The following is a 12,438-nucleotide window of genomic DNA, read 5'->3' on the forward strand; positions in this document are numbered from 1 at the left end:
CCGGCCTCCGGGTCCGCTCAGGCTTCCGGATCCGCTCCGGCGCCCCTGCGCAGGCCCAGGATCTGGGTGGTCGCCGGGTTCAGGACGAGCACCAGACCGGTCACGGCGACCGCCGCCAGGACGATCCCGGCCGGGATCAGCGCGCCCTGGGAGCGCAGCAGCGTCCACGCCACCGGCAGCGCCATGATCTGGGTGATCAGCGCCGGCCCCCGGCTCCAGCTCCGCAGCAGCATCAGGCCGCGGGCGGCGATGAGCGGGATGGCACCCAGCGCGATCAGCGTGATGCCGACCGTCTCCGCCTGCTGCGGGCTCTCGGGGCGCCCGAGCACCCCCATGACCAGCAGGTAGAGCCCGCTGACGGCGAGCGCGGCGCCTTCGAGGGCGTTGATCCCGGCGAGGGCGGTGATCCTTCGCGGGCGCTCCGTCGCAGCGGGCGAGGGGGTGGAGGGGGTCGCTTCAGTGCTCACGCCGTTCAGGTTGGCATCCCCGGGCCCCGGAAGTGAAGCCGGGGTGCGCGGGCGCGGCGCATGTCACGTACGAGGGACGGAGACGCGGAGTGCGCACGGTGGAGGATCACGGAACGTGACCGGTCCTGAGCTGAGCGAACCGCGACTTCGGTACCGAACCACCCGGTAGGTACTCTGGCGGGCATGCGCGCACTCCTCGTGGTCAACCCGGCAGCCACCACCACCAGTGCACGCACCCGTGACGTCCTCATCCACGCCCTGGCCAGCGAGATGAAGCTGGAGGCGGTGACCACGGAGTACCGGGGTCACGCGCGGGACCTGGGGCGGCGGGCGGCCGACAGCGACGACATCGACCTGGTGGTCGCCCTCGGCGGTGACGGCACGGTGAACGAGGTCGTGAACGGGCTGCTGCACCGGGGCCCGGATCCCGAGGGCCTGCCGAAGCTCGCCGTGGTTCCCGGCGGCTCCACCAATGTCTTCGCGCGCGCCCTGGGACTGCCCAACGACGCGGTGGAGGCGACCGGCGCGATCCTGGACGCCCTGGAGCACCGGACCGAACGCACGGTCGGTCTGGGCCTGGCCGCCGGCACTCCGGGCACCGAGGACGAGTCCGTACCCGAACGCTGGTTCACTTTCTGTGCCGGTCTCGGTTTCGACGCCGGAGTGGTCGGCCGGGTCGAACAGAAACGCGAGCACGGCAAGCGGTCGACGCACGCGCTGTACGTCCGCCAGGTGGTGCGGCAGTTTCTGAACGAGGCCCACCGCAGACACGGGACGATCACGCTCGACGTGCCCGGCCAGGACCCCGTCACCGACCTCGCGCTCTCCATAATCTGCAACACCGCCCCCTGGACCTACCTGGGGAATCGTCCGGTGTACGCCTCCCCGAAGGCCTCCTTCGACACCGCCCTGGACGTCCTCGGGCTGAAGCGTCTGTCGACCTCGGCGGTGGCCCTGTACGGCACCCAACTGCTCACTTCGAGCCCTGACAGAGGGCCGCGCGGGAAGCATGCCGTTTCACTGCATGACCTTACGGACTTCACCTTGCATTCAAAGGTTCCACTGCCCTTCCAGATGGACGGCGACCACCTGGGACTGCGTACGAGCGTGACGTTCACAGGCGTACGCCGTGCACTGCGTGTGATTGTGTGAGTGGAAGCGCCTAAAGTCCTTTAACTCGAACGTTTGGCCTGGCCCCCACCCCTTAGAAGTGCGGCTGTGACCTAGTCGACACCGAGGAATCAAAAAAAACTTTCCAGAAGGGGTTGTATCCGCCGCCGAGGTTTGCGAATCTCTACATGGCGATCGGGACGGCCCGCAACACCGGCCTCCATGAGAGCCAGAACCCCTCCTCACCATCACAGACCACACCCAGTGCTTCTGGGAGTCGGCCCGTCATCTGTGGGGGGATTCGTGAAAGCGTTCACATTCACAAGCAACAAGCGTGTAATACCAAGGAGAGGTAGCAGCCATGGACTGGCGTCACAACGCCGTTTGTCGTGAGGAAGACCCCGAGCTGTTCTTCCCCATCGGCAACACCGGTCCTGCGCTGCTGCAGATCGAGGAAGCCAAGGCCGTCTGCCGTCGCTGCCCCGTCATGGAGCAGTGCCTGCAGTGGGCGCTCGAGTCCGGCCAGGACTCCGGCGTCTGGGGTGGCCTCAGCGAGGACGAGCGCCGCGCGATGAAGCGCCGTGCCGCTCGCAACCGGGCGCGTAACGCCAGCGCCTGACCGACGCCCCCCACGAACACGCCTCAGCCCGGCGGCGCGTACAGAGCGTACGCACAGCCCCGCCTTCGAGTCGCAGCGCGCAGTACCCCGAAGCGCATCGCAACGTGAGCATCACGGAGCGGGCCCGGACCGTCACCACGGTCCGGGCCCGCTCTGTTTACTTGTACGTGCTCCTATTTGTCGCCGCGCACCGGCAGGTCCAGCACCACCTGGGTGCCGCGCTCCGGCGCCGGGACCATGCCGAACGTGCCGCCCAACTCCCCCTCCACCAGCGTCCGTACGATCTGGAGCCCCAGATTGCCGGCTCGCTGCGGGTCGAACCCCTCGGGCAGACCGCGCCCGTCGTCGGTCACCGTGATGAGCAGCCGGCCCTCGGTCGGCGAGCCGCCGCGTACGGCCGAGACCTCCACCGTGCCGTGATCGGCCACCGTGAATGCGTGTTCCAGGGCGTTCTGCAGGACTTCGGTCAGCACCATGGAGAGCGGGGTGGCGACCTCGGCGTCCAGGATGCCGAAGCGTCCGATACGCCGGCAGGTCACCTTGCCGGGCGAGATCTCGGAGACCATCGCGATGACGCGGTCGGCGATCTCGTCGAACTGGACGCGCTCGTCCAGGTTCTGCGAGAGCGTCTCGTGGACGATCGCGATCGAACCGACGCGCCGCACCGCCTCGTTGAGCGCCTCGCGCCCCTGTTCGGAATCCATCCGGCGGGCCTGGAGGCGCAACAGGGCGGCCACCGTCTGGAGGTTGTTCTTCACCCGGTGGTGGATCTCCCGGATGGTCGCGTCCTTGGTGATCAATTCGCGTTCGCGGCGACGGAGTTCGGTGACGTCGCGGAGCAGGACCAGCGAGCCGATGCGGACGCCCTTGGGCTTGAGCGGGATGGCCCGTAGCTGGATCACCCCGCCCTCGCCCTCCACCTCGAACTCGCGCGGGGCGTACCCGCTGGCCACCTTGACCAGGGCCTCGTCCACCGGGCCCCGGGAGGGCGCCAGTTCGGCGGTGGTGGTGCCGAGGTGGTGGCCGACCAGGTCGGAGGCGAGGCCGAGGCGGTGGTAGGCGGAGAGGCCGTTGGGGCTGGCGTACTGCACGACCCCGTCCGCGTCCAGCCGGATCAGGCCGTCGCCGACGCGCGGGGAGGCGTCCATGTCGACCTGCTGGCCGGGGAAGGGGAAGGACCCGGCGGCGATCATCTGGGCCAGGTCGGAGGCGGACTGGAGGTAGGTGAGCTCCAGCCGGGAGGGGGTGCGCACGGTGAGCAGGTTGGTGTTGCGGGCGATGACGCCGAGGACCCGGCCCTCACGGCGTACGGGGATGGACTCGACCCGTACGGGAACCTCCTCGCGCCACTCCGGGTCGCCCTCGCGCACGATCCGGCCCTCGTCCAGGGCGGCGTCCAGCAGCGGGCGGCGGCCGCGCGGCACCAGGTGGCCGACCATGTCGTCCTGGTAGGAGGTGGGGCCGGTGTTGGGCCGCATCTGGGCGACCGAGACGTACCGCGTGCCGTCGCGGGTGGGGACCCAGAGCACGAGGTCGGCGAAGGACAGGTCGGAGAGCAGTTGCCACTCCGAGACCAGCAGATGGAGCCACTCGAGGTCGGTGTCGCTCAGAGCGGTGTGCTGGCGGACGAGATCGTTCATGGAGGGCACCTGTGGAGCGTACCCGGGGTTAACGGACGTGTTCGAACCGATCGGCCCGGCGGGCCGTGCGACAGGGTGGGGCGGCGGAAGGCGATGGACAGCGTGCCGTACGCGGCCGGAGAATGTCGTGCACATGGATGGACACGGGCAATTGGTCTAGTCCACAATAGTCCTACCAAGACCTCCGCTCTCCCCGCACAGGAGAGCGGACCGAGGCACCCGGCGCTCTCTGCCCTGACCGCGCCGGTGCCTCATGTGGCCGGAGGCACCGCACACCGCCGGCCAGGTGGCTCCGGGCTGCGGTGCCGGGCGGGCTGAGGGTCCCGCCCTGGCGCCGCGGCCCGCGGGTGTTTCCGGCGCCCGTTCCGGCTTCAGCTCGTCTCCGTGACCTTCGCCAGGGCGCGCGGCGAGTCCGGGTCCTGGCCGCGCGCGATGGTGACCTCGTACGCGAGCATCTGGAGCGGCAGGATCTCCAGGATCGGCTGCAACTCCTCCGGGACGCCCGAGGTCGGCAGTGAGAAGCCCGCCGACGCCGCCTCCACTTGCACCTTTGGTCCGACCACAAAGAGGTCCGCGCCGCGCCCGCGCAACCGGTCCAGCACCGGCTGGAGGGCCTCGCCGCCCCGACCGTCGGTGACCACGGCGATCACCGGGGAGATGTTGTCGACCATGGCCAGCGGGCCGTGGAGGAGGTCGGCGCCGGAATAGGAGAGAGCGGGGATGTAGCTGGTCTCCATGAGCTTCAGGGCCGCTTCCTTGGCCGTGGGGTAGCCGTAGCCGCGCGAGGTGATCACCATGCGTTCGGCGAAGCGGTAGCGGGAGGCCAGCGCCTTGACCTCGGCCCGGCGGCCCAGGATCGCGCCCGCCAGGTCGGGCAGGGCCGACGCCTCCTCCGTACCGTCCTCGCCCGCCAGGCCCGCCACGAAGAGGTAGAGGGAGAGCAGGGAGGCCGTGTACGTCTTGGTGGCCGGGAGCGCCTTCTCCGGGCCCGCCAGGATGTCGATGTGGAACTCGGATACGGCGGCGAGCGCGGAGTCCGGGTTGTTGGTGACCGCCAGGGTGACCGCGCCGGCCTCCCGGGCCGCCCGCGTGGAGGCCACCAGGTCCGGTGAGCCGCCCGACTGGCTGACGGTGATCACCAGGACGTCCCGCAGATCGGGCTTGGCCCCGTACGCCGTCGTGGTGGACATGGAGGCGAGGCCGCAGGGCAGGCCGAGCCGGATCTCCAGCAGGTACTTCGCGTAGAGCGCGGCGTTGTCGGAGGTGCCGCGCGCGGTGAGCAGGACGAAGCGGGGGTTCCTGGCGGCGATCTCGGCGGCCACCGCGCGGATGCGGGGCGCGCCCTGGTCCAGGATGCGCCGCAGCATCGCGGGCTGCTCGGCCATCTCGCCGGACATGATGCGGCCGGGCACGTCGCGCTGGTCGTCGGAGCCGGGCGGAGGGGTGGCTGACATGGAGGGTGCCTCCCGATGCGGTGTCGTACCGGACAAGTCGACCAGGCGAACGCGGGGTCCGCCAGCGGGCGGGGCGGGTGGGCCGAACCGCGGGCCGTTCACCGCACAGACGGCCGATTCTGCTAGATTGGACCCTTGATTGGTCTATACCACAGGGTCCCCTCATCAGATCGGCAGGCACAGCGTGGAAGTTGTCATCGTCCCGGACGCCACGGCAGGCGGCGAACTGATCGCGGAGGCCATCGCCTCCCTGCTCAGCCGCAAGCCCGACGCCCTGCTCGGCGTTGCCACCGGCTCTACCCCGCTGCCCGTCTACCGTGCGCTGGCGGCCAAGGTCGCCGCCGGGGCTGTTGACGCCTCGCGCGCCCGCATCTGCCAGCTCGACGAGTACGTCGGGCTGCCCGCGGGCCACCCGGAGTCGTACCGCTCCGTGGTCCTGCGTGAGGTCGTCGAGCCGCTCGGGCTCTCCGAGGCGTCCTTCATGGGCCCGGACGGCTCGGCCGAGGACGTCCAGGCCGCCTGTGAGGCGTACGACCGGGCGCTGGCGGAGGCAGGCGGGGTCGACCTCCAGCTTCTCGGCATCGGCACCGACGGGCACATCGGCTTCAACGAGCCGTGCTCCTCGCTCGCCTCGCGCACCCGGATCAAGACGCTGACCGAGCAGACCCGGGTGGACAACGCGCGCTTCTTCGACGACGACATCGACAAGGTGCCGCACCACGTGATCACCCAGGGCATCGGGACGATCCTGGACGCCCGGCATCCGATCCTGCTCGCCACGGGTGAGGGAAAGGCGGAGGCCGTCGCCCAGACCGTGGAGGGGCCGGTCGCCTCGATCGTGCCGGCGTCGGCGCTCCAGTTGCATCCGCATGCGACGGTGGTGGTGGACGAGGCCGCCGCGTCGAAGCTGAAGCTGGCGGACTACTTCCGCGCCACGTATGCGGCGAAGCCGGCGTGGCAGGGGCTGTAGGTCGTCGTACGACTGTACGAGCGGGAAGGGCCAGGACACCGTGAGGCGTCCTGGCCCTTCCCGTTGTGCCGCCCGTCCGACGAGAGGCTTCTCCTCGATCGCCGGACGGGCTCGTTTTTCGGCCTTGCGGCCTCGTCCTCAAACGCCGGACGGGCTGGAAGTCACCGCTTCCGCCGCCGCCTGGCCGCAGACCTTGGACGCGCCGTGGGTCGCTATGTGGAGGGAGCCCCTCGGCGTGGACGCCGGGACGCCCATCTCGACCACGATCGTGTCCGGGCGGGCCGCCAGCAGGGCGTCCAGCGCCGCGCCCATCCAGGCGTGGCGGTGCTCGTCGCGGACGACGGCGACGATGCGCCGCTCCCCCGCCGCCGCGACCGCCTCGGCCGCCGGGTCGGCGCTCTCGTCGGTGTACCGGGCCGACTCCGTGCCCGGCAGCAGCCGGGTGAGTCCGGCCGCGATGCCCCAGGGGGTCTCGTCGCCGACCGCGATGTTGGCCACCGCGGAGAACTCCGCGACGTAGGCCGGCTCGGTCAGCCGGGCGCCGGTGCCGGTGACCTTCACCGCGCGGCGCGCGGCCACCAGGCCGATGTCGGAGCTGACTCCGGTGCCGGGCGCGGTCCCCTCCTGCACTTCCGCGCCCGGCTCCGGGACGTCCCCCCGGGCCCCCTGCGTCCAGGACGCGAGGGCTCGTACACGGGCGGCCGCGTCCGCGAGCCGCTCCTCGGTCAGGTCTCCGCTGTGCACGGCCGCCACCAGGGCGTCGCGCAGGCGCAGCACCGTCTCCTCGTCGGCCAGCCCGCCGCCGACGCAGATCGCGTCGGCGCCCGCGGCGATCGCGAGGACCGATCCACGCTCGATGCCGTAGGTCCTGGAGATGGCTTCCATCTCCACGCCGTCGGTGACGATCAGGCCGTCGTAGCCCAGTTCCTGACGGAGCAGACCGGTGAGGATCCGCGGACTCAGGGTGGCCGGGCGGTCCGGGTCGAGTGCGGGAAGCAGGATATGCGCGCTCATCACCGATTTGGAACCCGCTGCGATGGCCGCCCGGAAGGGCAGCAGCTCACGGGCGTGCAGGGTGTCGAGATCCACATCGATGCGGGGCGTCGCCAGGTGCGAGTCGACCGCGGTGTCGCCGTGGCCGGGGAAGTGCTTGGTGCAGGCGGCGACGCCGGCGGCCTGGAGCCCCTCGATGTACGCGGCGGTGTGCCGGGCGACCAGGGCGGTGTCGGCGCCGAATGAGCGTACGCCGATGACCGGGTTGTCCGGGTTCGAGTTGACGTCGGCGGACGGCGCCCAGTTCAGGTTGACGCCGCACGCGGCGAGCCGTCGGCCCAGCTCGTGGGCGACGGCCCGGGTCAGGTCGACGTCGTCGACGGAGCCGAGGGCGAAGTTGCCCGGGAACGAGGAGCCGTCCCTGACCTCCAGGCGGGTCACGTCCCCGCCCTCCTCGTCGATGGCGACGAGGACATCGTCCCGCTCGGAGCGCAGCCGTGCGGTGAGGGCGGCGAGCTGCTCGGGCGAAGCGATGTTGCGGCCGAACAGCCCGACGGAGGTGAGCCCTTCACCGACGCGGCGCAGCAGCCAGTCCGGTGCGGTGGTTCCGGTGAATCCGGGCTGGAGCACCGCGAGCGCGTCACGCGTCAGGGTGTCCGTGGTGGAAACGAGGGTGGTCATGGGCCCGCACTATCCCTTCACAGCGCCGGAGGTGAGCCCAGCGGCCATCTTCTTCTGGATGATCATGAAGAAGATGACGACGGGCAGGGCGATCATGGTGGAGGCCGCCATGAGTGCGCCGTAGTCCGTTCCGCGCTCGGTGGTGAAGGTCATCAGCCACACGTTGAGCGTGTACTTGGAGTTGTCGTTGATCAGGATGTACGCGAAGAGGTACTCGTTCCACGCGTTCACCAGGGCGAAGATCGACGCGGCGGCGAGCCCGGGGGCGAGCAGCGGGAAGATCACGCGGCGGAAGGCCTGGAAGCGGGTGCAGCCGTCCACCATCGCGGACTCCTCCAGCTCCACCGGGATGTTCACGACGAAGCCGCGGATCATGATGGTGGCGAAGGGCAGCGTGGAGACCAGGTAGACGACGATCAGGCCCCAGTACTCGTCGATTCCGCCCATGGCGTTGAGCTGGGCGTAGATCGGGATGAGCATCGCCGTCGGCGGCAGCATCTGGACCAGGATCATGATCAGGATCAGGGCCTTGCGGCCGAAGAACTTGAACCGGCCGATGGCCAGGGCCGCCAGGGTCGCGATGATCATGCCGCCGAGCACGGCGGTGACGGCGACGATCAGGCTGGACTGGATGGCGGTGGTGAAGTTCGGCTGCTCGGTGGCCCGTACGAAGTTGTCGAAGGTGATCGACGTGGGCCACAGGGTCTGGTCGTAGCTGCGGATCTCGCGGTTGGGCCGCAGGGCGCTGATGACCAGCCAGTAGACCGGGAAGATCATGACGACGGCGATGCCGAGGCCGAGCAGGTCGAAGTGGAGCCGGCTCTTCTTGCGGTCGGGGCGCAGCACCTGTGTTTCGGTCGTACTGCTCATTCGACCTCTCCCGTCTTCATGAGCTGGCGCAGGTAGTACACGGCCACGCCGGACAGCAGCAGCACCGTGATGAGGGCGATCGCGGTGCCCTGGCTAAAGGAGGTGGACTCGAACGCCTTGGAGTAGGAGTAGAGGCCGAGGGTCTCGTACTCCGGCTCGGGCTTGTTGCCACGCAGCAGCCAGATCTGGCCGAAGACGTTGAAGTCCCAGATCACCGAGAGGGTGGCGACCATGGTGAAGACCGGCTTGATGACCGGCCAGGTGACGAACTTGTAGATGCCGTACGCGCTGGCGCCGTCGAGCGCCGCGGCCTCCTCCAGCTCCTGCGGGACCTGGGTGAGGGCGGCGTACAGGGTGACGACCACGAACGGGATGGCGCCCCAGACGACCAGCAGGGTGATGATGCCGAAGCCCTGGATCGGGTTGAGGTACCAGTTGTGGCCGAGCCAGTCCTCGCCGACGACCTTGGCGATCAGCGTGTTGATCAAGCCGTAGTCGGAGTCGGCCATGAACCGGAAGATCGAGGCGGCGACCATCAGCGGCATCGACCAGGCGGCGATGAGGGCGACCGTCAGGACGAGCCGGACCCAGGTGGAGAGCTTGCGCATGAGCAGGGCGACCAGCAGCCCGATGCCCATCGTCAGCGTCACACAGATGGCCATGAAGACGATCGTGCGGAAGGTGACCCACCAGAACTCGGGGTCGCCGAGGATGTTGGTGAACTGTTCGAAGCCCACCCAGGGGGCGGGCTCTCCGGACCACAGTTCGCGCCGGCCCATGTCCTGGAAGGACATGACTACGGTCTTGCCGAGCGGGTAGAGGTAGACGGCGGCGATCGCCACGATCGCCGGGAGGATCAGGAAGTAGGGGAGGAGTTCGCCCTTCTTCCGCTTCCTCTTCTGTACCCGGGGCGCGTCGTCGTCGGAGGACGACTTCCGGGTCGGCTGCGGGTCGGGTGGTACGGGGACCGGCGGCCCGACGGCCTTGGTATCAGCGGCAGACACGTGGCTGACCTTCCATCGCGGGTCCGGGGCGAGCCCCGGAATTCACGGCGTTCACTTACGAGAAGAGGGCGGGGGCCCGGCATCTCTGCCGGGCCCCCGCCTGGCGACCGGAAGGTCAGGACTTCTTGTTGATCAGGGCGTTGATCTTGTCGTCGGCCTTCTTGGAGGCGTCGGCGACGGAGGCACCCTTGAGGATCTCCAGGAGGACGTTCTCCAGGATCTCCTCCTTCTCGACGGAGGCCCAGCCCGGCGCGATCGGCGTGAACCAGGCGTCCGGCACCGCGTTGGCGATGGCCGCGGTCTCCGGCTTCGTCTTCAGCGGCTCGAGCTGCTTCTCGTTGTTCGGGAGGACGTTCTTCGACGCGAGGACGTCGCCGCCCTTGGCGTTGGTGAAGAGGGCGATCCAGTCCTGGCCGAGGTCCTGGACCTTGGACTTGGAGACCGTCGCGAGGTCCGAGCCGCCGATGAAGGAGGGGAGGGCCTTGCCCTCGGGGCCGGGGATACCGGCCGTGGCGATCTTGCCCTCGAGCTTCGGGTTGCCGTTCTCGCCCGTGGTGACGCTGCCGGCCTCCCAGGCCTGGCCGTAGATCACGGCGGCCTTCTCGTTGGCCATGACGTTGGCGTGGTCCTGCTCGTCCTTCGTCTGGTCGGCCTTGTTGTACTTCTTGACCAGGTTGACGAAGTGCTCCAGGCCCTTCTGCGACTCGGGGGAGGAGAGCGAGCCCTTCCACTCCTTGGAGCCCTCGTCGTACGTGGCTATCTGGCCACCGTAGGCGGCGACGTAGGACATCGCGGCGTACCAGTAGCGGCCCGGGAAGTAGAGCGAGGAGGCGCGCTTGTCCTTCTTGCCGAGGGAGGCGGAGACCTTGTCCATCGCCTTGAGGAACTCGTCCTCGGTCTGCGGGAGCTCGTCGCTGCCGGTGCCGGCCTTCAGCATGTCCTTGTTGTAGACGGCCAGACGGGCACTGGCGTAGTAAGGAACGCAGTACGTCTTGCCCTCGAAGGTGCAGGTGTCCTTCAGACCCTTGATCCAGGTGTCCGAGTTCTCGTACTTCTTGGGGTCGATTTCCCCGAGTGCACCATTGAGGATGTACTGCATCGTCTCGGTGTTGCCGAGTTCGACAACGTCCGGGAATTTGTCGCCACCGAGGGAGGTGTCAAGCTTCTTGACCTTGTCGGCCCACTGCTGGTACTGAACCTTGACCGTGACGCCGGGGTACTTCTTCTTGAACTCGGCGTTGGTGTCCTTGACCAGCTCGGGCCAGGTCGACTGGGCCTCGCCCATGAGCCAGACGGTCAGGGTCTCCTTGCGGTCCTTGGGGTCCTGCGACGATGCCTTGTCGTCGGAACCACACGCCGCGACCGAAACCAACATGCCCGCGACACCGATAGCCGCGATGAGCTTGCGCTTCACGTCAAACCCTCCTCAGGGATGCTGCAACCCCACCCACCGCGAAGACATTCGACGAGTTCTGCTGGGGCTGGACCTGGTCTTTAATGGTTTAGACCAGTACCGGGAGCTTGGCCTAGACCTTTAGGGGTGTCAAGGGTGTATAAGAAGTGCACTCGCGTCCGTTATAGGACCGACACCTAAGGGAGGGCGACGACCCGTGACCGGACCGTGCCACCATGTGAGCCGCGACAGACGGAGGAGCCGGTGACGGCAGCAACGCAAGCGTCGGAGAGGCGGGCCATGGGTGCCGACGGCGGCAGTTCGGGGAGCGAGACCGGCAACGGTACGCGCACCGCGCGCGTACCGAAGTACTACCGGCTCAAGCGGCATCTCCTCGACATGACCGATACCTTGCCGCCCGGCACCCCCGTGCCGCCAGAGCGCACCCTGGCGGCCGAGTTCGACACCTCGCGCACCACCGTGCGCCAGGCCCTGCAGGAGCTGGTCGTCGAGGGGCGGCTCGAACGGATCCAGGGCAAGGGGACGTTCGTCGCCAAGCCCAAGGTCTCCCAGGCGCTCCAGCTGACCTCGTACACCGAGGACATGCGCGCCCAGGGGCTTGAGCCGACGTCCCAACTGCTCGACATCGGCTATGTGACGGCGGACGACACGCTCGCCGGACTGCTGGACATCTCGACGGGCGGCCGCGTGCTGCGCATCGAGCGGCTGCGCCTCGCCAGCGGGGAGCCGATGGCCATCGAGACCACGCATCTTTCGGCCAAACGCTTCCCGGCGCTGCGCCGCTCGCTGGTGAAGTACACCTCGCTCTACACCGCGCTCGCCGAGGTGTACGACGTCCGCCTCGCCGAGGCCGAGGAGACCATCGAGACCTCGCTCGCCACGCCGCGCGAGGCGGGTCTGCTGGGGACGGACGTGGGGCTGCCGATGCTGATGCTCTCCCGCCATTCCATCGATGGCCAGGGCGAACCCGTGGAGTGGGTGCGATCCGTGTACCGGGGCGACCGGTACAAGTTCGTGGCCCGCCTGAAGCGGCCGGTGGACTGAGAACCAGGAACAGGCGAACAGGCGGTGGCCCGGGGAGGAGTTCCCCGGGCCACCGCCTGTTTTCGGTCATTTCCGCTACCGCCCGGACCGGGTGAACCGACCCCCCCTTCCGTCCGTGTCCTTACTGCGGAACTTCGGTGGAGACATCGGTGATACGCGACCGGTATGCGGA

11 protein-coding genes are annotated in these 12,438 nt (G+C 68.8%); 4 read left to right on the forward strand and 7 right to left on the reverse strand.

From position 1 onward, the window contains the following. Positions 1-17: 17 nt before the first annotated feature. Positions 18-467 (reverse strand): hypothetical protein, encoded by a 450-nt coding sequence (locus ACFWRT_RS29815; RefSeq protein ID WP_151513693.1) that lies wholly within the window; start codon positions 465-467, stop codon positions 18-20. 183 nt (positions 468-650) lie between these two features. Between ACFWRT_RS29815 and ACFWRT_RS29820 the strand changes: the two genes are divergently transcribed. Continuing rightward, positions 651-1,619 (forward strand): diacylglycerol/lipid kinase family protein, encoded by a 969-nt coding sequence (locus tag ACFWRT_RS29820; protein WP_380951097.1) that lies wholly within the window; start codon positions 651-653, stop codon positions 1,617-1,619. 319 nt (positions 1,620-1,938) lie between these two features. Continuing rightward, a complete protein-coding gene (locus ACFWRT_RS29825) occupies positions 1,939-2,196 on the forward strand; it encodes a WhiB family transcriptional regulator (RefSeq protein ID WP_003953983.1) in 258 nt (85 codons plus the stop codon). 173 nt (positions 2,197-2,369) lie between these two features. Here ACFWRT_RS29825 and ACFWRT_RS29830 read toward each other — a convergent pair whose 3' ends face one another. Both ACFWRT_RS29830 and ACFWRT_RS29835 read right to left on the reverse strand, forming a co-directional pair. Further along, complete coding sequence (locus ACFWRT_RS29830; RefSeq protein WP_380951096.1) at positions 2,370-3,836, reverse strand: sensor histidine kinase; 1,467 nt, start codon at positions 3,834-3,836, stop codon at positions 2,370-2,372. Between the two features lie 371 nt (positions 3,837-4,207). Beyond that, positions 4,208-5,290, reverse strand: coding sequence for an SIS domain-containing protein (locus ACFWRT_RS29835; protein WP_380951095.1), 1,083 nt, complete (start codon positions 5,288-5,290; stop codon positions 4,208-4,210). Between the two features lie 184 nt (positions 5,291-5,474). Here ACFWRT_RS29835 and nagB point away from each other — a divergent pair, with 184 nt between their 5' ends. Further along, positions 5,475-6,260, forward strand: a complete 786-nt coding sequence (gene nagB, locus ACFWRT_RS29840) for a glucosamine-6-phosphate deaminase (RefSeq protein WP_380951094.1) — start codon at positions 5,475-5,477, stop codon at positions 6,258-6,260. A gap of 138 nt (positions 6,261-6,398) precedes the next feature. Here nagB and ACFWRT_RS29845 read toward each other — a convergent pair whose 3' ends face one another. The 4 genes from ACFWRT_RS29845 to ACFWRT_RS29860 all read right to left on the reverse strand — a co-directional run bounded on the left by ACFWRT_RS29845 (position 6,399) and on the right by ACFWRT_RS29860 (position 11,222). Continuing rightward, a complete protein-coding gene (locus tag ACFWRT_RS29845) occupies positions 6,399-7,934 on the reverse strand; it encodes a glycoside hydrolase family 3 protein (RefSeq protein WP_380951093.1) in 1,536 nt (511 codons plus the stop codon). 9 nt (positions 7,935-7,943) lie between these two features. Continuing rightward, positions 7,944-8,804, reverse strand: coding sequence for a carbohydrate ABC transporter permease (locus ACFWRT_RS29850; protein ID WP_380951092.1), 861 nt, complete (start codon positions 8,802-8,804; stop codon positions 7,944-7,946). After that, a complete protein-coding gene (locus tag ACFWRT_RS29855; protein ID WP_380951091.1) occupies positions 8,801-9,808 on the reverse strand; it encodes a carbohydrate ABC transporter permease in 1,008 nt (335 codons plus the stop codon). The genes ACFWRT_RS29850 and ACFWRT_RS29855 overlap by 4 nt, the downstream gene beginning before the upstream one ends. 115 nt (positions 9,809-9,923) lie before the next feature. Then, positions 9,924-11,222 carry a sugar ABC transporter substrate-binding protein gene (locus ACFWRT_RS29860; RefSeq protein WP_380951090.1) on the reverse strand — a complete coding sequence of 433 codons (1,299 nt, stop codon included), beginning with the start codon at positions 11,220-11,222 and terminating at the stop codon, positions 9,924-9,926. Positions 11,223-11,501: 279 nt separating this feature from the next. On the opposite strand from ACFWRT_RS29860, the gene ACFWRT_RS29865 reads away from it, so the two are divergent. Next, positions 11,502-12,266 carry a GntR family transcriptional regulator gene (locus tag ACFWRT_RS29865; RefSeq protein ID WP_018510045.1) on the forward strand — a complete coding sequence of 255 codons (765 nt, stop codon included), beginning with the start codon at positions 11,502-11,504 and terminating at the stop codon, positions 12,264-12,266. The last annotated feature ends 172 nt before the right edge of the window (positions 12,267-12,438 follow it).

Source organism: Streptomyces cyaneofuscatus (genome assembly GCF_042718795.1).
Taxonomy (GTDB): domain Bacteria; phylum Actinomycetota; class Actinomycetes; order Streptomycetales; family Streptomycetaceae; genus Streptomyces; species Streptomyces cyaneofuscatus_A.

Coding starts and splice junctions, on each gene's coding strand:
- ACFWRT_RS29820 (WP_380951097.1), top strand. CDS start 651: ATGCGCGCACTCCTCGTGGTCAACCCGGCAGCCACCACCACCAGTGCA.
- ACFWRT_RS29825 (WP_003953983.1), top strand. CDS start 1,939: ATGGACTGGCGTCACAACGCCGTTTGTCGTGAGGAAGACCCCGAGCTG.
- ACFWRT_RS29830 (WP_380951096.1), bottom strand. CDS start 3,836: ATGAACGATCTCGTCCGCCAGCACACCGCTCTGAGCGACACCGACCTC.
- ACFWRT_RS29835 (WP_380951095.1), bottom strand. CDS start 5,290: ATGTCAGCCACCCCTCCGCCCGGCTCCGACGACCAGCGCGACGTGCCC.
- ACFWRT_RS29845 (WP_380951093.1), bottom strand. CDS start 7,934: ATGACCACCCTCGTTTCCACCACGGACACCCTGACGCGTGACGCGCTC.
- ACFWRT_RS29850 (WP_380951092.1), bottom strand. CDS start 8,804: ATGAGCAGTACGACCGAAACACAGGTGCTGCGCCCCGACCGCAAGAAG.
- ACFWRT_RS29865 (WP_018510045.1), top strand. CDS start 11,502: ATGGGTGCCGACGGCGGCAGTTCGGGGAGCGAGACCGGCAACGGTACG.